This window comes from Butyrivibrio fibrisolvens (assembly GCF_023206215.1).
Taxonomy (GTDB): Bacteria; Bacillota; Clostridia; order Lachnospirales; family Lachnospiraceae; genus Butyrivibrio; species Butyrivibrio fibrisolvens_C.
The window spans coordinates 302,410-322,090 of record NZ_CP065801.1 but is presented as its reverse complement, the minus strand read 5'-3'; the positions used below and the strand labels follow the sequence as shown (position 1 = coordinate 322,090).

Here is a 19,681-nt window from a genome sequence, read left to right as displayed (position 1 = left end):
AGAGGATTGGATCGTTGGAGTAGGTAGATTTTGACAGGCTTGTTTAAATAGAGCCTGCAGTTTTAGCTATATATGATTTGCCGGTTGGAACGGACCTGGAATTTGATTCGGAACGAATGGTCTTTATTGATTCAAATATCGGGAAAGAATATAGATGAAAACAATTACTAATGAACAAGCAAGACAATTTATCCTTTTAAAACAGGGACTGATAGGAACATATCGGTTTATAGGAAAAGATGGAGCATATGAGTATGTGCGTCAGGCAGGCTGCATACAGTATGATCCTGTGGATGTTTGCGGGAAAAATGCAGAGCTGACCTTGCAGTCCAGAGTCAAAGGATTTAAGAAATCTATGTTGCAGGATCTTTTGTATAAAGACCGCAAACTTGTGGACTATGCGGACAAAGAGTTATCCATATGGCCTACGGAAGACTGGCCGTATTTTTCTTCTTACAGGGATCGTAGTAATGAGCTGGGAGATACCTTTGAAGGCCTGGCTGAACTAGAGGAACAGGCTATTTCCTACATAAAAGAGAACGGTCCTGTGTCCAGCGATACTCTGCCTATTGAAGGAGAGATATTCTGGCATTCCTCGATGCACTGGAGTGGTAATTGGCATAAAAAGTCCCAGGCTGCCAGATCTGTACTGGAGCAGTTATATACAGACGGTGAGCTTGTTATACATCACAAAAAGGGCAGCCGAAAGTACTATGATTTGGCTAAAAGTCATATATCTGAGGAAATTCTGAATGCAGATAATCCATGCAAAAATGAAGACGATTTTATCACGTGGCGTGTTCTTCGCAGAATCGGTGCGGTAGGTCTTTTGTGGGATAAAAACAGTACAGCACTTCTTGGAATAAACATAAATGCTGAGAAGCGTAAAGGGATACTTGATAGGCTGACAACTGAGGGGGAAATAGTTCCGGTAATTGTGGAAGGCTTTAAGCCGCTATTTTATTACCGCGTAGAAGATGAAGAGCTGATGAAGCAGGTGCTTCAAGGAGATGCTGATCTTAAGCCCCGAATGTCTTTCATAGCTCCGCTTGATCCGCTAATGTGGGACAAAGCGCTTATAAAGGCTTTGTGGGATTTTCAGTATTCCTGGGAAATATATACTCCGGCTGTGAAAAGGAAATATGGCTATTACACATTGCCTATCCTCTACGGAGATAAGTTCGTAGGGCGTATTGAAGCCATACCGGATCGCAAAGAGGGAATTTTGAGAGTCAAAGGACTATGGTGGGAAGACGGAATCCGTCAGACGAAAAAGCTTAGTGCTGCGTTGGAGCGTACACTAAAGAATTTTGCGAAGTTCAATGATTGTATACTGGGAGAGTAAGGAGAACTTAATAATCTATCTGCATAAAAGGGGACGATATTGGCTGAGAAGAAGTATTTATATACGGAAAGGGCGCACTACATGTGCCCCAATATGCACTTTGGCATCGTGGCGGAGATTGGGGCAGAGTTTGATGCGAACAGGATCATCGAGAGCATTGGTGTTCTAAAATCAGCTCATCCGCTTATGAGAAGTCTGATAGCCGAGGAGCAGGGAAGCGCCAGAATATATTATGAGGAACAATCGCAACTTGAAATCCCGGTAACAATCAAAAAAGCAAACGATGACTGGCAGACTGATTATGAGGCGGTATCTTCTGCCGGGTGGAACGTTCAAAAGAAAGCACTACTTAAGGTCTTTGCTTATCCTTCAGAGAGCGGAACGAGAGTCCTTTTTATAACTCATCATCTTCTTTGTGACGGAAGAGGACTTCTTCAGCTGATGCAGGAGTTTGCAGATCTTTATGTGAACGATGTTAAGCCGCACCCAGTTGATGAGAAGCTTATGGAAAGTTTTGATGACCTTCCGAGCGGCAGCGACCTTGGGTTTATCAGCAAGGTGCTTATAAAGTATGCCAATAAGAAGTGGCGCGGTGAAGGGCATACGGTCAGCTACGAAGAGTATCTTAGGTTTGAACGTGATCATGATTCAAAACAGGATATAAAGCGCGAAATAAAGAAGATTGACGAAGAAGAACTTGATTCTCTCCTTGATCTATGCAGGAAAAATGGGGTATCACTCAATGACTATCTTGTTGCTAAGATGATGATAAATGAGGGTACGGATAAGGTGGTCATAGCTTCTGACATAAGGAATGAAATCAAAAACTATAAGAAAGGTGCTCTTGGAAACTATGCTACTGCCTTCGGAGTGGTGGTTAAGAAGAAAAGATCTGAGATCATGGAACTTGCCAAGGCTGTAGATCATGAAGTCAGGAGCATCATGAGTAAGCCTGATAAGGAAATGCTTGTTCTCTCGTGTTATTTCAATATGGATCCGGAACTTCTTGATGCCATAGCAATATCGACTCTTGGGAGTTTTGAAAGCAAGGCCGGTAGATTTGTCGGTAGCAAGATGTTTGGCTATGAAAAGCGTGACGGTCATTGTATAACAAACCTTGGCAGGGTAGAGAGTAGCGTTATAAGCGAGGCTGTATTCATTCCGCCTGCATCTCCTGCAAACCGGAAGGCGTGGGGCGTTCTGACGATTAACAAGAAGATGAGGATATGCTCGATACATTCAGTGTAAAATTGAAATAGTATTAGTTTTCTCAACTTTTATTATATTCCAGGATAACAGTAGTAAGTTATCTCCGAAGTTATGATATGTGTGCTTGACAAAAATACTCCTATATCGTAGTATAAAACTACGATATAGGAGTATTTAATTATGAAGACAAATGGTGGATTTCTTGTTACAAAAATAAAACAGCTGGGTGATCGTATATTTGAAAGGATACTGGCAGAAAAAAACATTGATGCATTTAACGGAGCTCAGGGAAGGATTCTTTATGTCTTATGGCAGGAAGATGGTGTTCCTATTAAAATTATTTCCGAGAAAAGCGGACTTGCAATTACTTCACTTACGACCATGCTTGAGCGGATGGAAAAAAACGGACTGATAAGCCGCAAAACGGATGAAGCTGATAAGAGAAAAACTCTTCTGTTCCTCACAGATAAAGCCAAAGAACTTAAAGAAGCTTATGACTCCGTATCCAATGAGATGGGGAATATTTATTATCGTGATTTTACGGATAAAGAGATTCTTCAGTTTGAAGAGTATCTTAACCGCATCAGGGTAAACCTTGAGGAATGGAGTGACAAATGAGTATCTGTATTAAAGATCAGATTCAGAACATGAATCTTGTTATAGGGTGCACTGTTGGATGTCCGTACTGCTATGCCAGAAACAATACGAGGCGTTATCACATCATAGATGATTTTGAAAAACCACAGTTTTTTCAAGGAAAGCTTCGTATGATGGAAAAGAAAAAGCCGCAGAATTTTCTGCTGACCGGCATGAGCGATCTCTCGGGCTGGCATGAGGAATGGAGAGAGGAAGTCTTTAAAAAGATAGCAGAGAATCCTCAGCACCAGTTTCTTTTTCTTACCAAACGACCGGATCTTCTGTCTTTTGAAACAGATCTTGATAATGCATGGTTTGGCGTTACAGTTACGAGAAAGTCTGAGTTATGGCGTATTGATGCACTGCGGAGCAATGTAAAGGCAAAAAAATATCATGTTACCTTTGAGCCTTTGTTCGATGATCCGGGTAAGGTTGATCTTACAGGCATTGACTGGATTGTGGTGGGAACCATGACAGGTGCAAAGAGCAGGACTGTTAAAACAGATCCCGGGTGGGCTTATTCATTGACAGAACAGGCTCATGAACTGAACATTCCTGTATTCTGGAAAGAAGATCTTGTTCCGATTATGGGAGAAGAAATGATACAGGAAATGCCGGATGCTTTTAACAAAGTGCTGGAGGAACAGAGGATATGGAACAACCAGAAATCAAAGTAAATCATATAGAAACAAAAAGTGTAATGACAAAATCGAATACTCCTATTGGAGGATATTCGGTGAATCCCTATGTGGGGTGTCCCCATGCCTGTAAATACTGCTACGCATCTTTTATGAAACGCTTTACAGGGCATACGGAGGAATGGGGAACTTTCATGGATGTGAAAGACTGGCCTGAAATAAAGAATCCAAAGAAGTATGCCGGCCAGAAGGTGATCATTGGAACAGTTACGGATGGTTATAATCCGCTAGAGGAAACATATAAAAATACAAGAAGACTTCTGGAAGAACTAAAGGACAGTGGTGCGGACATACTTATCTGCACAAAGTCAGACCTTGTACTAAGAGATCTGAATCTGCTAAAAGAGATCAATGAAAATAGCAGACTTACAGTATCATGGTCAATCAATACTCTCGATGAAGAGTTTAAAGATGATATGGATGCGGCAGTAAGCATAGAAAGAAGGCTTGCTGCAATGAAAGAGGTATATGCGGCAGGCATTCGTACAATTTGCTTCATTTCACCCGTGTTCCCAGGGATTACGGATATAGAAGCAATCATAGACAGGACAAAAGATCAGTGTGACCTTGTATGGCTTGAGAATCTGAATCTTCGCGGAGGTTTTAAGGCAGATATCATGAAATACATTTCCGATAAACATCCGGATCTGGTGCCGCTGTATGACGAAATTTATAACAAAAAGAACCGCAGCTATTTTGAAGCGCTGGAAAAGAAAGCAGAAGAGCTGGCTAAAAAGTATGATTGCAGGTTTGTTGATAATGAAACTCCGTATGAGAGAGTAGAGAAAGGACATCCAACAATCGTAGATTACTTTTACCACGAAGAAGTAAGAGGAACTGCCAATAGTGGAAAGAGAAATGTAATACATAATCCTTGATGGAAGAATAAATTGGAGGAATAAGTTTGAAAGTGTTCCACTTTCAAACTCAAATTGATGACGCGAGCTCCATCAATTTGAACCATTAGTCACTCGTTTCACTCGCGACATGAGGTTAATCATGGAATATATTAGAGTTACCAAGGACAATTTAGAGGAAGAGCACATTTGCTGCGCTATATCCAATAATAAAGATGTTCAGGTTTCATCAAAGAAAGCCTGGCTTGCAGACAGATTTGACGAAGGACTTGTTTTTTTTAAGAGCGCAGAGCGTGGCAAGTGCTTTATTGAGTACATTCCTGCTGAGAGTGCATGGGTCCCTATTGAGGCTGATGGTTATATGTACATAGATTGCCTGTGGGTTTCTGGCTCTTTTAAAGGACATGGCTATTCCACAGAGCTTCTGGATGCCTGTATTGCTGACAGTAAGGAAAAGGGTAGGAAAGGTCTTTGCATTCTTTCTTCAGCCAAGAAAAAGCCATTCCTTGCGGATCCTAAGTTCTTGAAATATAAAGGCTTTGAAGTATGCGATGAAGCTGATAATGGTATTCAGCTTTGGTACCTGCCATTTGATAAGAAGGCTGGCAAGCCAGCTTTTAAGGAATGTGCCAAGCATCCACACATAGATGAAAAAGGCTATGTGCTTTATTACACAAACCAGTGTCCATTCAATGCTAAGTATGTTCCTGTCTTGGAAGAAACCGCCAAGAAGAACAGCATTCCATTCAAAGCAATTAAGATCCAGAGCAGAGATGAAGCTCAGAACGCACCTACTCCTATCACAACATATTCTTTCTTCTGTGATGGCGAGTACGTGACCAACGAGCAGATGAATGATAAGAAATTCCTTAAGCTGATTGGGAAGTAATAATACATAGTTGATGCGTGATTCATGTCAGAAAAAGAGTCGCAGAGAGGTTTTTACGATAGTAATTCGTGAGAACCTCTTTTTTCTTGCGCTTCAATATAGTATCATCAAAGAAATGCAGATGTCATCGTATCTGTATCACCCTCCTACTGGGCTGATATTCCAGGACAGTACAAGGCATTTATCGACAGATGCACGCCTTGGTGCGATACACATGAACCGCATGCTTCAATCAAAGAAGGCAAAAAGGGATACTCAGTTGCTCTTAGAACAGAACAAGGCATGCATGAGTGCGACAGGATTATTCAGAGCATTGAGCATTTCTATGGTCATTTGCATATTGAGTGCGCAGGTCATCTTGGCCTAACATCAATTGAGTATAAAGAGAATGTAGAACCCAGGAAACAAGAAATAATTGAGTTTTGTAAGAAGGTTCTATTACAGTAAAACTTACAAATGAATATCAGGTAGAAAGAGGTATATATGAATTATCAGGATATAAATGCAGAAACCATCGATAGATGGATTGAAGAAGGCTGGGAATGGGGAATACCGCTTAGCCATGAAGAATATGTAAATGCTATAAATGGAAAATGGGACGTTAAGCTTACACCAACTAAATTTGTGCCACACGATTGGTTTGGAAAACTAAAGGGCAAGAAAATACTTGGACTTGCAAGCGGCGGAGGTCAGCAGATGCCTATTTTTTGCAGCGTTGGGTGCTGAATGCACAGTATTGGACTATTCAGAGAAGCAGATAGAAAGTGAAAGAATTGTGGCGCAGCGCGAAGGCTATAACATTCGGATTATCAGAGGCGATATGACTAAGAGATTGCCTTTTGAGGATGGGGAGTTCGATCTGATTTTCCATCCTGTATCTAATTGTTATGTTAAAGAGGTAAAACCAATTTGGAAAGAGTGCTTCAGAGTCTTAAAGGCAGGAGGAATACTACTTTCTGGAGTTGATCACTACATTAACTACATAGTCGATGATGAGGAAAAAGAGATTGTGAACAGCCTTCCTTTTGACCCACTGACCAATGAAGAGCAAAGAAAACAGTTAGAAGAAGTTGATTGCGGAATGCAGTTTTCACATTCTCTTGAAGAACAGATTGGTGGGCAGCTTGAAGCAGGATTTACTCTTCTTGATCTGTATGAAGATACCAACGGAGAAGGGCGTCTTCATGAACTTAGCATACCTACATTTTTAGCTATGCGTGCCATTAAGAAAGTTGGTAGGTAGTCTGGGGCTGTTAGTATAAAGGAAGTTTTAATCGATATTTGTAGGGCTCTTCTATAAGCGAAAAGCTTGATAACTTCAAATTGCCAGAGGACATGATGAGAAAGAAATTATTATTATTTATTATTTATGGTTTTATATTTATATCTTTTTTTTATGGATTTAATCTTCAGGAACCTTCACTTTCGGTAGATTTTGGCGATGGTACTATGAACGCAGTATGTTATACAGAAGCGGGAAGGTTAATAAATAATATAGTTAGCGCTATTTTTGCAATCATAATGATTATTCCGTTGATTATAGATTTATTGAATAAAAAAATAAAATTAACGTATAAGATATGGCCTATATTGGTTAGTTATACCATTGCCTTGGGTATATGTTTTATTATGATTTTCCATTATAATCCTATAGCAGATTTATCACACAAGGCATTTATATTTTTTAATGAAAATGTCGTAAAGATGCAATATTTGGAAATCCTTTGAAACTATGCTTCTTGAATGGTGCAAAAATAGTACCAACGAATTGGAAGGACTGAAGTTTGAAAATGTTCCATTTTCAAACCCAAATTGATGACGCGAGCTCCATCAATTTGAACCATTAGTCACTCGCTTTGCTCGCGACATGAGGTTAAAAAATGGAGACTAAAAAACGGGATTAAATTCTAATCAGATTGGTCAAGCATAGCTGCGATGTGTCCTTTTTATCTGTATCTTCATAGAGGAAACTTTAAGGCACAGGCACGAGATATTGTGTTATGGTCAGCAATCTATGCCTCGGTATATTTTCTGTTTTTGGATAAGCCTTATGGAATACTTCAGATGTTTACTTTCCTCACGATTCCGATTTTGGCAAAATATAACGGAAAGCGTGGTGAGTGGAAGGGCATGAAGTGGCTGTTTTATTTCTACTATCCGGTACACTTGTTTGTTATAGGAATTGTCCGGATTTTGTTGCATGGCAACATATCAACAATCTTCTAAATGCCTTATCAACTTACAGTACCTCTAGGAACTTATCTAAGCGACAGCCCCTCTATTTTTTTATATGTGGAGCATGTGTGATACAATATTAAGCGTTGAACACAGTATTAGTGCGATAAACATAGCTGATATGTATGCAAAATACTTTACACTTAAGGATTATGACACTTCAGATGGCGCAAACAGCAAAGAGTATTATGATGATCTGCAGGAATTCATAACAGGCTGTAACAATATCATTAGGGAAAAATAAGTTACGCATGAGGAGGTTATTGTTTATTTCATTTAATGATGTTGAAGTATAAGTCTTACAGGTCATGAACATATAGAAAAAACTGAAGGATAAGGAAGGCGAAAGATATGCAAAGGAAGACTATACACATAATTGTAACCGCAGTAATAGTGGTATGTTTTATTTTTGCAGCAAAATTGTTCATGCCTGCACAGAAAACAAAAAGCAATATATTCGATGAAATGTACTATGAAAGACAGCATAAAATAGAACCTGTATTTGCTACTTTTAAAGCAGAGGAGACTGTATATGATAAGTTGCCTCAATTTAAATATGAAGATCCTGAAAGAGAATACCGCAATTTACATGAATATGGATTAATCACCTCCGAATACAGAGATGATGAGTTGGATCCAAATCAGGATATAGTCATATATTATTACCAAAAACCAAGGTATATATCATTTGAATTATGTGAAGAATATGATAATGGCAGGTATTACATGTACTTCAGATATGATCTGGCAGATTCCACACTCTCATTCGACAAAATACATCTGTATAAGATTGAAAATGGTAAGGTGTTATACGGTGAAGATGGCAATGATATTGACTACAGTGAAGCAGAGATAATGGACTGGTTTAAAAGCAATGGAATATCCGAAGAAGATCTCAAAAAGAAAAAGCATTGGTTTATCTATGATAAGATACTGAAGGACTGGGTTATTTATAATGATAAGACTACTTATAGTATTGATAATTATGGTGATTATAAGGTGACAGATGATGATCTGATAGATAATCATCTGTCAGAAAAAGCGGATTCTGAAAATCATAAAAGTATTCCGCTTAATGAAGAATACTTTCCTGACGAGTGTTTCAGAAATTATCTGAAAGAAAAATTCGATATGGATAAAAATAACATATTGTCAGGTGATGAGATCGGCCTTGCTGAAAGACTATACATTAATTGTGACCAGGGATGTAGAAATATGGCGAGTCTTGCGGGGATAGAATACCTTACTGAATTAAAGTATCTTGATTGTTGTGGTTCGTCGGTCAAAGACATTGATCTGTCAAAAAATGAGTTGCTTGAAAAACTCTATTGCAACGATACAGCGATAGAAAAACTTGATTTGTCACATAACGTCAATTTGCAGAAGTTAAAGTGTTCCGAGACCAAAATAACAGGACTGAATCTGTCAGAGAATAAGAAATTAACCGAACTCGTATTTCAGAACACAGAAATAAGCGCAATCAATCTTTCATCAAATAAATCTATTGAATACCTGGATTGCAGTAAATCAGCCATAACAAGGGTAGAATTATCTGATTTGCCAAATCTGGAAACGTTTATTTGCGCAGGGAGCCGGATAAACGAGATTGATGTCAGTAATAATAAAAATCTCATGTATCTTGATATTTCAGATACAGATATAAGTGATACAGACTTTTCACAAAATAGTAAGCTTAGACATCTGTCATGTAGCAATTGTGCAGGTATAAAGGACATCGATTTAACTAATAACACTGAACTTGGCTATCTGGATATTAAAGGAACACAGATTAAACAGATGGATTTATCACAATTCACAGAAATATATGGAATCAGATGCGATAGGGATACGGAGATTACAGGTGTTGACAGTGCATATATAAATGATGGAATGGGTGCATGAATTGGTTATACTTTGCTAAGCGCTATACAGCAGCTTTGTCACATGTGAACAAAGATTACTTAATATAGGCTGCAATTTCTTCAGGTGTCTTTTCATATCCGGTTTTTGCCCAGTAGCAAAAGAGCTTATAGAAGCCGCCAATAGTAAAGGCTATATGCCATGGATCAGTAATGCTGGATAGAATGGCATTAAAACGCCTGTCAAATTCTTCTTCCAGAAGGTTCATCTTATTATCACGGATAAGAAGATCGATGATATCCCGATATTCGTAAAGATGCTTCAAAAGAAAAACGATATACTCCTGTGGAGATGGAACATTCAGATAATTTATACCTGTTTGTTCCAGCCACTGTTCTGTTTCTGAAGAAATGTAATATCGGAGTATATCATCTTTATCCTGAAAATGGCGGTAAAATGAGTTACGGCTTACCTCTGCATTTTCTATGATGGCACAAATGGATATATTGCCTAGAGGTGTTTTCCTCATTAGCTCAATGAGGGAAAAGGTGATTTTATCCATAACATATTTGGTTGATTCTTTCATGGTACAAATAGTCCTCCTTTGTACCTTTTTTTATTGGGATATTGACCGAATGAAAACATGAGGTACAATTGTACCCATAAAGTAACATGTTTGTTTTCAAAAGTCAAAGAGGTGATATAAATGGACGATTTGAAGAAGGCAAAAAAGAAGCATAAAGGGCTAAATATATTGCTGATAGTTTTTGCAGTTTTTGCATTTAGTATCGTAGGAGGAGCCTTTTATCTTGCCACACATACACAGATAGTCATTGATATTATCCAGAAGGGAGCTATGGTTAATGGCAAACCTCTCAATTCTTATGAACCCTTGTATGATCCGGTCAATGGGGAAAAGGAAAATGGGCAGTATCTTATCAGTGAGATCAATTATGGAAGCGATTACCCTAACAGCTTTTTAGATATAACTTATCCGGATGATGATTTTGAAGCGGACAGACCAACATTGTTTTACTTTCATGGTGGAGGCTTTTTTGCAGGGAGCAAGAACATGGGTGATCCGCTTGCAGCCAGTGAAGCGACTTATCTTATCGATGATCTTTGTGCAAAGGGGTATAACATAGTAAATGTGGATTATGTGTTGGTTCCCGAAGGACATTTTCCGGATCCTCTGATTCAGGCAAATCAGGCATTTGCATATATCATGGAGCATGGTGAAGAGTATCATTTGAATACAGATAAAATTGTTCTGATGGGATCATCTGCAGGAGCAATCATGGTTTCTCAGATAGGAACTGCGGTAAGCAATCCTGAATATGCAAAACTCCTTGGAATAGAGCCTGTTCTGAAAAAGAGCAGATTAGCGCAATAGTTGTAGATGATGCTCCTCTCATATACGAAGATTTTTCACTTGCGTGCAAAATCCTGGTTGGAAATTATGTCAAAGGATCAATTTTCTTGAGCAAAAGTGAGTTGGAACGATATGACTGCATCCCATATATGACAGCAGATTATCCTCCAGCTATTATGCTTGGAAGTGAGTATCGTCACGATATGAATGTGATGCATGATCAGTTAGATGCAGTTGCTGTAGAAAATGTTTTGATAGATCCTTTAGCAGAAAAAGGTGAAGAAAAGCAGCACTGCTTCGTTGCAGCTGAACGAGTGGATTCGACTGCCAAAGAAGCTTTTGATCGAGTGATTGCCTTTATTGATAATAAGACAAAATAAATGATTAACGCTTTTATAAAAAATCTTGAAATTACTAAAGAAAAGTGCTTTATGGATGTAGTAAGCTGCCCTCTTTATGATAAGGCTTTAGAACTTGGTACTCCGGAAGCTGTCCAGATGATCTGCTGTATGGATAAAGAATACATGAACGGCTTTAGAGGAGTTAATTATAAGAGGACAAAATCAGTAGCGGAAGGTGACGATTGCTGCGACTATAGACTTACTAAGTCGCTATAAGGCCTATAGACATAGGAAAATTACAGATGGTAAAAGAGTATTTGCGCAGATGGTTAGTGAAACTTCAATAAAGATGATTGATGTGGAGGATTTGGACTGAGGCTTATGTGGAAGATAAAGCGGATATTTGATGGAGATTATGGCTGCGAGGAATTACAGCCAGGACAGAAACCTAAGGTATCAGTTACTCTTGTGGATAATGCTGGAAATGAGAAGTTTGTGACAGTTGAAGATGACTGGCTTACGGAGAATGATTTAGATGTTGGCTCTGAGTGGCCGGTAGGAGTATGAGAAAGATCAACCAGCTCCACTGGCTCGATGAAAATGAGGCTGTGCGGAACTTCATGTATAAGTATGGTCTTAGGGAAGATGAAACGATAACCGGAGGCCTGATATTGGGATATTCTGAGGCAGGAGAACCAATCAGGGAACCGCTTGAGAGAAAAGATAATCCGGCAAAATCATATACCGGACGGATACTCTGAAGAGAAGTATATATTGATAAAGATTTTTGAGATGGCGGGTAGCTGCGTTTCTGGCGTGGTTACCCGATTTTTTTAAATAATTTCTCCAAAATGTGGTTTAAACAACATACTTGTTGAGGATAGTATATTATACTGACACCATCAGAACAAGGATAAAGCAAAGAACAGAGAGGTTTAAAGATGGTAAGAAAGATAATAAAGATCGACGAAGAAAAGTGCAATGGCTGTGGTATTTGTGCCAGTGCATGCCACGAAGGGGCTATTGATATTGTGAATGGAAAAGCAAAACTGGTAAGAGAGAACTTCTGTGATGGATTTGGGGACTGTTTGCCGGGATGCCCTATGGGAGCGATTTCTTTTGAAGAAAGGGAAGCGCCTGCTTATGATGAAGCAGCAGTAAAGGAAGCGCAGGAAAAGAAAGGAATGGTAAAAGATATGCATCAGTGCGAGAACAAGATGATGAATGAAATGGAACAACATGCTGCTGGACATGGATGCCCAGGGTCAAAATTTATGACGCTTAAGAGAAGCAATCAGGAAGACAATGATCCCAGTCAGGACATGATTTCAAGAATGAGCTCACATCCCTCAAGACTGATGCAGTGGCCTTGCCAGATAAAACTACTTCCAACACAGGCGGATTTTTATAACGGGGCCAAGCTCCTCATAGCAGCTGACTGCACAGCATACGCCTATGCAAACATGCACGAAGAGTTTATGAAGGGTAAGGTTACAATGATAGGATGCCCAAAACTGGATGAGGGAGATTACACAGAAAAACTGACGGAAATTATATCAAATAATGATATCGCCGGCGTGACCATAGTAAGGATGGAAGTTCCATGCTGCGGAGGCCTGCAGAGAGCCGCAGAGAATGCAATAAAGAACAGTGGAAAGTTCCTTCCCTGGCAGGTTGTAACTATCTCACGTAACGGTGAGGTAATTGATTAAATTTCCCAATAAACATTTTTTTGCGAAAGCCTCAGGGAAGAGAGCTTATACTTAATATAGTGAAAGATAAGGAGGCACACTATGGCAACATTAAACGAAAGAAAAGTAGCAGTAGTAGGTTGTGGATTTGTTGGTTCAGCATCAGCATTTGCCCTTATGGAAAGCGGGCTTTTTTCCGAGATGGTGCTGATAGATGTAAATAAAGAGAAGGCTGAGGGGGAAGCTCTTGATATCAGCCATGGACTTCCTTTTGCAAAGCCAATGCAGATATATGCCGGTGATTATAAAGATGCAGGCGATGCTGCTGTTGTAGTTGTTACGGCAGGTGCGGGACAGAAACCGGGGGAGACCAGGCTTGATCTCGTTAAAAAGAATGTAGGTATCTTTAAGTCTATTATTCCTGAGATTGCAAAGTATAACAAAGAAGGAATACTTCTTATCGTGGCGAATCCTGTTGATATTCTTACGTATGCCGCAGTCAAGTTCAGCGGTTTCCCTGAGAACAGGGTGTTTGGCTCAGGAACGGTCCTTGATACAGCAAGATTCAAATATCTTCTTGGCGAACACCTGAGTGTGGACAGCCGTTCAGTGCATGCGTTTATCATAGGTGAGCATGGGGACAGTGAGATTGCAGCATGGAGCAGTGCAAATGTCTCGGGGATTCCAATTCATGATTTCTGTGAGATGAGAGGTCACTTCGAACATGAAAAAGCCATGAAAGAGATTGCTGAAAATGTTAAGAACAGTGCCTATGAGATCATTGAGAAAAAAGGCGCGACCTATTATGGAATTGCCATGAGTGTAAGACGTATCTGTGAGGCTATAATACGTGATGAAAAATCAGTTCTGCCTATATCGAGCATGCAGCATGGTGAAAACGGTATTGATGGAGTGGCGCTCAGCATGCCTGTAATTATCGGAAGAGGTGGAGTTGAAGGTTCTGTGCCGATCAGACTTAGTGAGCAGGAAAAAGAGGCATTACTGAAGTCATCTGAAACTCTGAAAGCAGTAATTAATGAATCGCTTTGAGTATATGCCCTACTCGGAACATCTTTTGGATATTACGGCCAGATATGGTTCAACAGGGATTATACATATGAGTGCTCAGTGGAAGAGATACCTGCAGGATTGGGCAGATGCACATCCGCAGTATAGGGATAAAACCTGGGATTTTAATTTTGATAATTCGAAACATAAAGACGGTAGCTATTATTATTTTACAAGATGTCCTCTGAATGATTTCGCGAGGAAGTACGGCTTTTTGGAAGGATCGGAGTTGTCACTGAGTGGGTACGAGGGGGATGCGCCGAGTCCAAAGATGAGATCATAAGCGTTATACAGAAGTGTATCATCAAGCCATAGAGCAGTAAAAACAGTATATCGGACTTACAAATCAACACTTTTTACAAAACGTGTCGGGACCTGTGATCCTTAAATCAACACATTTTGTAAAAAGTGTTGTTCTTTTTGCAGGCTCATTTTTCTATAATGACTTCAAGCTCAAAACAGAGAGCAAGAAAACAAATTGAAAATAAGAGAGGTAAAGATAAATGAGTCAAACAAATAAGATGTATCTGGTAACAGGAGCAGCAGGATTTCTTGGAAGCACAGTCTGCAGAAAGCTTGTTGAAAGAAACGAAAAAGTAAGGGCATTTGTCCTTGAAGGTGATAAGTCAGCCGCATATCTTCCGGAAGAAGTAGAAATCGTATACGGAGATCTTTGTAATAAAGATGACCTGGAGAGATTCTTTGAGACGCCTGAAGATACGGAAGTAATTGTGCTCCACATAGCAAGCATCGTAACAGTAAATCCTGATTACAGTCAGAAAGTCATGGATGTAAATGTCGGTGGAACAGAAAACATCATAGAGATGTGCAAAGAGCACAAAGTATCAAAGCTTGTCTATTGCTCATCAACAGGAGCAATACCTGAGGAAGAAAAAGGAACCATAAGAGAGTGTGAAGGTTCAATCCCACTTGATCCTGAGAGAATCAAAGGCTGCTACTCATTGTCAAAGGCTATGGCAACAAATGTGGTGCTCAAGGCTGCAAAGGAAGGGCTTAATGCATGTGTAGTTCACCCTTCAGGAATCCTCGGACCTGAGGACTTTGCAATGGGTGAGACCACAAAGACTCTGGTTGATATCATCAATGGTGAGATGCCCGCCGGAATTGACGGAAGCTTTAATCTGTGTGATGTAAGGGATCTGGCTGACGGACTCATTGGAGCAGCGGATAAGGGAAAAAGCGGAGAGTGCTACATTCTTGGGAATGAGCCAGTCAGCTTTAAGGATTTTACAAAGCTTGTTTCAGAGGAGAGCGGATGTAAACAGATGAAGTTCTTTTTACCTATATCAGCAGCAAACTTCATTGCAAAGATACTTGAGAAAAAAGCCAAAAAGACAGGAGAAAAGCCGCTTATGACAACTTTCTCCGTTTATAATCTTGCAAGGAACAACCGCTTTGATTCAAGTAAAGCAAGTAAGGAACTTGGTTATACTACAAGATCATACAGAGAGACCATACGTGACGAGATCAGATGGCTCAAAGAAACAGGAAAAATAGCATAAGCTGCAATTTGCATCACTAACTATCATTTATATAAGAAGATTCTGAAAAAGGGCAAGGAAAAATATGCCTTTGAAATTCTGGAACTTGCTAAAGAGATAACAGGAGAAGCATAATGATGGAAAATAAGAATGTAGAAACAATACTTAAGAATGGTGACAAGGCTTTGTCTGGAATGCCATATTTATACAGATCCAAGGGCCTTCCAAGTGAGGTTTATGATGTCAGGATGAAGGAAGATATAAATGGTGAACTTCTGAAACTGGCGATAGCAGACACTGTCATCAGATACCCTTACTTTGGCGTCAGATTCATAGAAAAAGATGGAGATTTCTATGCGGTAAGGAATGAAATGAAGCTTGAGGCACATCACAAAGATGGATTTATCCCACTGGGCGGACATAGTAACAACTATCATCTTATGGGAGTTACATATTGGGAAAAGAGCCTTAAACTCTCTTTTCATCACGGACTTACAGATGGAAGAGGTGCAAAGACATTTCTCGAGACATTGCTCAGATTCTACAGTGATTATAAAAATGCTGACATGGGTGAATATGCGCAGATAAGAGAAGAGCACCACTTGCTGGCATCTGAACTATCGGTAGCCGAACTTACTGATCCGTGTGAAAAGAAGTATGAACTAAATGGAAAAAGCATGAAGATTGAAGGCCTGTCCGATAAAGGATATAAGCTTCCTGAAACAAAGAATAAAGATGATCATAGGCGTTATGAGATCACTTTTTCACAGAAGCAGTTTATGGATGCCTGCAAGAGCATCGGCGCATCTCCGATCACATATCTGAGCATATTGATGAGCAGAGGGATAAAAGAGATTTCTTTAGACTGTGATAAGACTATAGTAAGTAATTTCCCTATGGACGCAAGACATATATTAGGTTGTGATGACACCTTCAAAAACTGTGTTAAGAGTATGACTCTGCCTTACGGAAGAGAAGAAGAGAACCTTTCAGACAGTGAATTAGCTGCGAAATATAAAAGGCTTCTCAATGCCCAGAAAGAGCATGATTACTGTGCAAAGGAATTTAATAATATCAATATGCTTCTGAGTGTCATAGGACATTTTCATTCATTTGCAGGAAGACAGAAACTCCTTGGATTCATGGAAAATCTTGCGCTGGACACTTATCTTATAAGTTACGTAGGTCAGTTTGATATGCCGGGTGAACTTGTGGATGAGGTACACCTGTATTCAAACTGTTCAAGCGGTCTTGTGCTCAATATGACATGTCAGAGTGGGAAATTTATCATTGATCTGACACAGGATTTTTCGACTGACAAATATGTAAATGCACTTAGGAAGCAGTTTGAAAAGGCAGGAATAGATCTGGTAGTATCTGATGAGATCATATTTGAAACGCCATTTGATGAACTCTCAGAAATCATAACATCACCGGCAGACACTGGGGAACAGGTAAGAGACTGGCTTGATAAGTTTGTTGCTGCTGCAAAGGCCTCATCGCAGGCTGCAAAGGAACGTGCAGAAGCGGCCAGAAATATGAGCCCTCAGATTACTGCGCTATATTATGATGCTGCATCAGGCACAATGAAGAGCTTTGATCCAACTAAGAATACTCAGGAAGAGATGCAGAAACTAGTGGAAAATGCCCCCTCATTGTTTATTTCGTAAATATTCAATAAAATAAATTCAGGAGTCTACGGATCAGATTCTTGGAGATCTGACATACAAGGATTTAAAGCAAAAATTCGGCGGCGATGTAAAGGAAAAACTTATCCGCAGTAAATGTGTCAGTGAGAATGCCTTTTGCGGTATATGATAACACAGAAGATTTTAAAAGATTTGCAATTTACAAAGATGGTAGTCTTGTGAGATTGTCACACAAAGTTCCTAAATGGTTTGACAATAAAGAATAACAAAGTTGCCACCAGCAGCATACAGTAGACCTGAGCTTTCTACCGTACGCAGCAGGTAAACAGCAACTTGCTTTACAAATGCCCAAAACAAGGTATTTAAGGCAGTGAAAAAGTTCTCTAAGAGATAATCGCTAAAAGTGTAGAATTCTACAACTTTGTTGATTAAGATAATGTGAAGTGGATTTTTATGCCACTAATGGGCTTAGATCTCTTTATATACAGGTAACTGCTGATATCTCTAATGCAGAAACAAGAGAAAGAGAAATACGTCCTTATTTTAAGTTAAATGATCAAGTACAAAAGATACTTGTTGTAAATAGACCGATTGGTGAAACACTAGATGAGAATGGATTCTCAATTATAGGGGTTACTGAATTTTTATTGAAATATATAAAGTAGAAATCTTGAAAAGAAATGCCATATAATAGCTATTGAGTATGGGAATAACTTGGCTGATATCTGTAGGGAGAAGTTTAAGGACTATAACGGTTTTGAAGTTATAACCTTTAAGAATAATTATGAGTCTAAACAAAAAAGTAATTACACTTGAAAATGCCTCAAAGGTATATGATGGTAAGTATGTGATAAATAATATTTCACATGAATTTGCCCAAGGAGAATCCATAGCATTATGTGGACATAATGGATGTGGCAAAAGTACAATGCTTAAGCTATTAGCTAGCATTGTTTCGTTAAGCTCTGGAAAAATAGTGTATCAAAAGAAACTTAAATTCGGTTATGTACCTGAAAAGTTTCCAGGTATGGAAATATCGATGATTGATTATCTTCAAGGCATTGCCAGGATAGAAAGAGTGGATTTTTCGATAGTGAATGAACTGATCAGTGAATTCTACTTGGAATCCATGATCAAAACAAGATTAAACAAACTATCGAAGGGAAGCCTTCAAAAAGTAGGAGTTATTCAGGCTATTCTTGCACCGCGGGATGTGATTTTTCTTGATGAACCTCTTTCAGGTCAGGATGCAGACTCTCAGAAACTGTTTATAACAAAAATGAATGAATTGAGGAACAAGGGAGTTACGATCTTCATGGCTTGTCATGAGAAGATGCTGATAAATGAGTTGTCTGACAAGGTCTATACGATAGATAAAGGAAAACTCATGGAAGTAAAGAACCCAGGAGAGTTACAATATTTGGTCTATGTTAGAAAATGCCCCAAGCTACAAGCTTGGCTTGGTATGAAAAGTAATGGTGATAGGTATGAAATTACGGCAAAGGAAGCAGTGTTAAAGGAAATGGTGCTAAAACTATACGATGAGGGTTGGGAAATTGTTGGGATTGAGAAACTTGATTGAAATATATAGATTAAGGTTAAAAATGCTGAAGAAAAGCTCTACATTAACGATTCCTACAGTTGTCACTCTGATTTTTCTCGGAGCAATGTATTCTGTAGCACCGCATAATATATGTAGTAGTTTTTTACTGTCTGCGCTCTTCATATACTTTATATGTCTGTTTCTGTCTATATACTTGAATGGTGGAGAGAATGATATATATGAAGAAACGCTATTCCTGCATTGTTTGGACATTCATAGCTATTACTTTTCGCGCGAACTGTTATTAATTACATTGGATTTATGCTATACACTTGTGCTGACATTAGTGCCTACGATACTGTTTTTGATGGATAATGGCAGATTTACCAGGCAGATGGAACTTGCAGATATTGCATGTGGAGGGGGACATATTTTCATGTGTGGACTCGGGGGTATGATGACAGGAGATTTTTTTCACCCAAGAATTTTTAGAAAGAGAAGGAATGCGATAATAGGAGCAATAGCGATTTCCCTGCTTGCAGTCTCTAAGGAGGGACTTATTGATTGTTCATCAGCATTTAGTATTTTGAACTTTATACTCCCGCCTATCACTGATGGGCTCAAATCTGTGGGAAGCAATAGTTATTTTGAACCAAGAGAGATGATGCTGATATGTATGCACTTGGCGGTTTATTGTTTACTAATTATGATAGTAAAAATAAAAATGTTAGAAAAGAAAAAGTTCAGATATTAGTATGTAGATTGCTTTAACACAATTGATGATAA

Annotated in this window: 25 protein-coding genes and 1 pseudogene; 25 read left to right on the top strand and 1 reads right to left on the bottom strand. The window is 39.1% G+C overall.

What is annotated here, in order from left to right; translation table 11 throughout:
- Positions 1-154: 154 nt before the first annotated feature.
- The 13 genes and pseudogenes from I7804_RS18790 (at position 155) to I7804_RS18740 (ending at position 9,771) form a co-directional block, all read left to right on the top strand.
- A complete protein-coding gene (locus I7804_RS18790; protein WP_248406106.1) occupies positions 155-1,345 on the top strand; it encodes a winged helix-turn-helix domain-containing protein in 1,191 nt (396 codons plus the stop codon).
- 39 nt (positions 1,346-1,384) lie between these two features.
- Positions 1,385-2,593 (top strand): condensation domain-containing protein, encoded by a 1,209-nt coding sequence (locus I7804_RS18785; protein WP_248406105.1) that lies wholly within the window; start codon positions 1,385-1,387, stop codon positions 2,591-2,593.
- 141 nt (positions 2,594-2,734) lie between these two features.
- Positions 2,735-3,172, top strand: coding sequence for a radical SAM mobile pair system MarR family transcriptional regulator (locus I7804_RS18780; RefSeq protein WP_013282512.1), 438 nt, complete (start codon positions 2,735-2,737; stop codon positions 3,170-3,172).
- The gene (locus I7804_RS18775; RefSeq protein WP_022762011.1) at positions 3,169-3,867 is read left to right on the top strand and encodes a radical SAM mobile pair protein A; all 699 of its coding nucleotides are present in this window, start codon (positions 3,169-3,171) and stop codon (positions 3,865-3,867) included. Before I7804_RS18780 ends, I7804_RS18775 begins: the two co-directional genes overlap by 4 nt.
- Positions 3,843-4,766: a radical SAM mobile pair protein B gene (locus tag I7804_RS18770; RefSeq protein WP_248406104.1), complete on the top strand. Its 924-nt coding sequence runs from the start codon at positions 3,843-3,845 to the stop codon at positions 4,764-4,766. Before I7804_RS18775 ends, I7804_RS18770 begins: the two co-directional genes overlap by 25 nt.
- Before the next feature lie 121 nt (positions 4,767-4,887).
- Positions 4,888-5,634, top strand: coding sequence for an N-acetyltransferase (locus I7804_RS18765; RefSeq protein ID WP_248406230.1), 747 nt, complete (start codon positions 4,888-4,890; stop codon positions 5,632-5,634).
- Positions 5,635-5,757: 123 nt separating this feature from the next.
- Positions 5,758-6,081 (top strand): annotated as a pseudogene (locus tag I7804_RS19340) (flavodoxin family protein); the annotation flags it as partial.
- Between the two features lie 36 nt (positions 6,082-6,117).
- On the top strand, positions 6,118-6,360 hold the full coding sequence (locus I7804_RS19460; protein ID WP_331477898.1) for a hypothetical protein: 243 nt from the start codon (positions 6,118-6,120) through the stop codon (positions 6,358-6,360).
- A complete protein-coding gene (locus tag I7804_RS18755; RefSeq protein ID WP_331477897.1) occupies positions 6,350-6,877 on the top strand; it encodes a methyltransferase domain-containing protein in 528 nt (175 codons plus the stop codon). Before I7804_RS19460 ends, I7804_RS18755 begins: the two co-directional genes overlap by 11 nt.
- 95 nt (positions 6,878-6,972) lie before the next feature.
- On the top strand, positions 6,973-7,362 hold the full coding sequence (locus I7804_RS18750) for a hypothetical protein (protein ID WP_248406103.1): 390 nt from the start codon (positions 6,973-6,975) through the stop codon (positions 7,360-7,362).
- Between the two features lie 198 nt (positions 7,363-7,560).
- Positions 7,561-7,860 (top strand): TraX family protein, encoded by a 300-nt coding sequence (locus I7804_RS19335; protein ID WP_278247036.1) that lies wholly within the window; start codon positions 7,561-7,563, stop codon positions 7,858-7,860.
- A gap of 130 nt (positions 7,861-7,990) precedes the next feature.
- Positions 7,991-8,113 (top strand): hypothetical protein, encoded by a 123-nt coding sequence (locus tag I7804_RS19030; RefSeq protein ID WP_282570537.1) that lies wholly within the window; start codon positions 7,991-7,993, stop codon positions 8,111-8,113.
- A gap of 107 nt (positions 8,114-8,220) precedes the next feature.
- Positions 8,221-9,771 (top strand): TipC family immunity protein, encoded by a 1,551-nt coding sequence (locus I7804_RS18740; RefSeq protein WP_248406102.1) that lies wholly within the window; start codon positions 8,221-8,223, stop codon positions 9,769-9,771.
- 55 nt (positions 9,772-9,826) lie between these two features.
- On the opposite strand, the gene I7804_RS18735 is transcribed toward I7804_RS18740, so the two are convergent.
- Positions 9,827-10,315, bottom strand: a complete 489-nt coding sequence (locus I7804_RS18735) for a TetR/AcrR family transcriptional regulator (protein ID WP_022759583.1) — start codon at positions 10,313-10,315, stop codon at positions 9,827-9,829.
- Positions 10,316-10,435: 120 nt separating this feature from the next.
- Here I7804_RS18735 and I7804_RS18730 point away from each other — a divergent pair, with 120 nt between their 5' ends.
- The 12 genes from I7804_RS18730 (at position 10,436) to I7804_RS18675 (ending at position 19,649) form a co-directional block, all read left to right on the top strand.
- Positions 10,436-11,122 carry an alpha/beta hydrolase gene (locus I7804_RS18730; protein WP_248406101.1) on the top strand — a complete coding sequence of 229 codons (687 nt, stop codon included), beginning with the start codon at positions 10,436-10,438 and terminating at the stop codon, positions 11,120-11,122.
- Between the two features lie 128 nt (positions 11,123-11,250).
- Complete coding sequence (locus I7804_RS18725) at positions 11,251-11,481, top strand: hypothetical protein (protein ID WP_248406100.1); 231 nt, start codon at positions 11,251-11,253, stop codon at positions 11,479-11,481.
- A complete protein-coding gene (locus tag I7804_RS18720) occupies positions 11,482-11,718 on the top strand; it encodes an L-2-amino-thiazoline-4-carboxylic acid hydrolase (protein ID WP_248406099.1) in 237 nt (78 codons plus the stop codon).
- A gap of 105 nt (positions 11,719-11,823) precedes the next feature.
- Complete coding sequence (locus I7804_RS18715; protein ID WP_248406098.1) at positions 11,824-12,009, top strand: hypothetical protein; 186 nt, start codon at positions 11,824-11,826, stop codon at positions 12,007-12,009.
- Complete coding sequence (locus tag I7804_RS18710; protein ID WP_248406097.1) at positions 12,006-12,203, top strand: hypothetical protein; 198 nt, start codon at positions 12,006-12,008, stop codon at positions 12,201-12,203. Before I7804_RS18715 ends, I7804_RS18710 begins: the two co-directional genes overlap by 4 nt.
- A 180-nt stretch (positions 12,204-12,383) precedes the next feature.
- A complete protein-coding gene (locus I7804_RS18705; RefSeq protein WP_248406096.1) occupies positions 12,384-13,154 on the top strand; it encodes an ATP-binding protein in 771 nt (256 codons plus the stop codon).
- An 81-nt stretch (positions 13,155-13,235) separates the two neighbouring features.
- Entirely contained in the window at positions 13,236-14,183 is a 948-nt protein-coding gene (locus tag I7804_RS18700; protein WP_248406095.1) for an L-lactate dehydrogenase, read from the top strand.
- Positions 14,170-14,484: a hypothetical protein gene (locus tag I7804_RS19200; RefSeq protein WP_331477896.1), complete on the top strand. Its 315-nt coding sequence runs from the start codon at positions 14,170-14,172 to the stop codon at positions 14,482-14,484. Before I7804_RS18700 ends, I7804_RS19200 begins: the two co-directional genes overlap by 14 nt.
- Positions 14,485-14,704: 220 nt before the next feature.
- On the top strand, positions 14,705-15,724 hold the full coding sequence (locus I7804_RS18690; protein ID WP_248406094.1) for an NAD-dependent epimerase/dehydratase family protein: 1,020 nt from the start codon (positions 14,705-14,707) through the stop codon (positions 15,722-15,724).
- A 113-nt stretch (positions 15,725-15,837) separates the two neighbouring features.
- Positions 15,838-17,373 (top strand): hypothetical protein, encoded by a 1,536-nt coding sequence (locus I7804_RS18685; protein ID WP_248406093.1) that lies wholly within the window; start codon positions 15,838-15,840, stop codon positions 17,371-17,373.
- A 763-nt stretch (positions 17,374-18,136) separates the two neighbouring features.
- The gene (locus I7804_RS18680) at positions 18,137-18,934 is read left to right on the top strand and encodes an ATP-binding cassette domain-containing protein (RefSeq protein ID WP_248406092.1); all 798 of its coding nucleotides are present in this window, start codon (positions 18,137-18,139) and stop codon (positions 18,932-18,934) included.
- A 328-nt stretch (positions 18,935-19,262) separates the two neighbouring features.
- Positions 19,263-19,649 carry a hypothetical protein gene (locus tag I7804_RS18675; protein WP_248406091.1) on the top strand — a complete coding sequence of 129 codons (387 nt, stop codon included), beginning with the start codon at positions 19,263-19,265 and terminating at the stop codon, positions 19,647-19,649.
- Positions 19,650-19,681 lie beyond the last annotated feature (32 nt).

What these genes read in the sequence shown, in the direction of transcription:
- I7804_RS18790 (WP_248406106.1), top strand. Translation starts at nt 155, where the DNA reads ATGAAAACAATTACTAATGAACAAGCAAGACAATTTATCCTTTTAAAA.
- I7804_RS18780 (WP_013282512.1), top strand. Translation starts at nt 2,735, where the DNA reads ATGAAGACAAATGGTGGATTTCTTGTTACAAAAATAAAACAGCTGGGT.
- I7804_RS18775 (WP_022762011.1), top strand. Translation starts at nt 3,169, where the DNA reads ATGAGTATCTGTATTAAAGATCAGATTCAGAACATGAATCTTGTTATA.
- I7804_RS18770 (WP_248406104.1), top strand. Translation starts at nt 3,843, where the DNA reads ATGGAACAACCAGAAATCAAAGTAAATCATATAGAAACAAAAAGTGTA.
- I7804_RS18765 (WP_248406230.1), top strand. Translation starts at nt 4,888, where the DNA reads ATGGAATATATTAGAGTTACCAAGGACAATTTAGAGGAAGAGCACATT.
- I7804_RS19460 (WP_331477898.1), top strand. Translation starts at nt 6,118, where the DNA reads ATGAATTATCAGGATATAAATGCAGAAACCATCGATAGATGGATTGAA.
- I7804_RS18750 (WP_248406103.1), top strand. Translation starts at nt 6,973, where the DNA reads ATGAGAAAGAAATTATTATTATTTATTATTTATGGTTTTATATTTATA.
- I7804_RS19030 (WP_282570537.1), top strand. Translation starts at nt 7,991, where the DNA reads ATGTATGCAAAATACTTTACACTTAAGGATTATGACACTTCAGATGGC.
- I7804_RS18740 (WP_248406102.1), top strand. Translation starts at nt 8,221, where the DNA reads ATGCAAAGGAAGACTATACACATAATTGTAACCGCAGTAATAGTGGTA.
- I7804_RS18735 (WP_022759583.1), bottom strand. Translation starts at nt 10,315, where the DNA reads ATGAAAGAATCAACCAAATATGTTATGGATAAAATCACCTTTTCCCTC.
- I7804_RS18730 (WP_248406101.1), top strand. Translation starts at nt 10,436, where the DNA reads ATGGACGATTTGAAGAAGGCAAAAAAGAAGCATAAAGGGCTAAATATA.
- I7804_RS18725 (WP_248406100.1), top strand. Translation starts at nt 11,251, where the DNA reads ATGACAGCAGATTATCCTCCAGCTATTATGCTTGGAAGTGAGTATCGT.
- I7804_RS18720 (WP_248406099.1), top strand. Translation starts at nt 11,482, where the DNA reads ATGATTAACGCTTTTATAAAAAATCTTGAAATTACTAAAGAAAAGTGC.
- I7804_RS18715 (WP_248406098.1), top strand. Translation starts at nt 11,824, where the DNA reads ATGTGGAAGATAAAGCGGATATTTGATGGAGATTATGGCTGCGAGGAA.
- I7804_RS18710 (WP_248406097.1), top strand. Translation starts at nt 12,006, where the DNA reads ATGAGAAAGATCAACCAGCTCCACTGGCTCGATGAAAATGAGGCTGTG.
- I7804_RS18705 (WP_248406096.1), top strand. Translation starts at nt 12,384, where the DNA reads ATGGTAAGAAAGATAATAAAGATCGACGAAGAAAAGTGCAATGGCTGT.
- I7804_RS18700 (WP_248406095.1), top strand. Translation starts at nt 13,236, where the DNA reads ATGGCAACATTAAACGAAAGAAAAGTAGCAGTAGTAGGTTGTGGATTT.
- I7804_RS19200 (WP_331477896.1), top strand. Translation starts at nt 14,170, where the DNA reads ATGAATCGCTTTGAGTATATGCCCTACTCGGAACATCTTTTGGATATT.
- I7804_RS18690 (WP_248406094.1), top strand. Translation starts at nt 14,705, where the DNA reads ATGAGTCAAACAAATAAGATGTATCTGGTAACAGGAGCAGCAGGATTT.
- I7804_RS18685 (WP_248406093.1), top strand. Translation starts at nt 15,838, where the DNA reads ATGATGGAAAATAAGAATGTAGAAACAATACTTAAGAATGGTGACAAG.
- I7804_RS18680 (WP_248406092.1), top strand. Translation starts at nt 18,137, where the DNA reads ATGAGTCTAAACAAAAAAGTAATTACACTTGAAAATGCCTCAAAGGTA.
- I7804_RS18675 (WP_248406091.1), top strand. Translation starts at nt 19,263, where the DNA reads ATGGATAATGGCAGATTTACCAGGCAGATGGAACTTGCAGATATTGCA.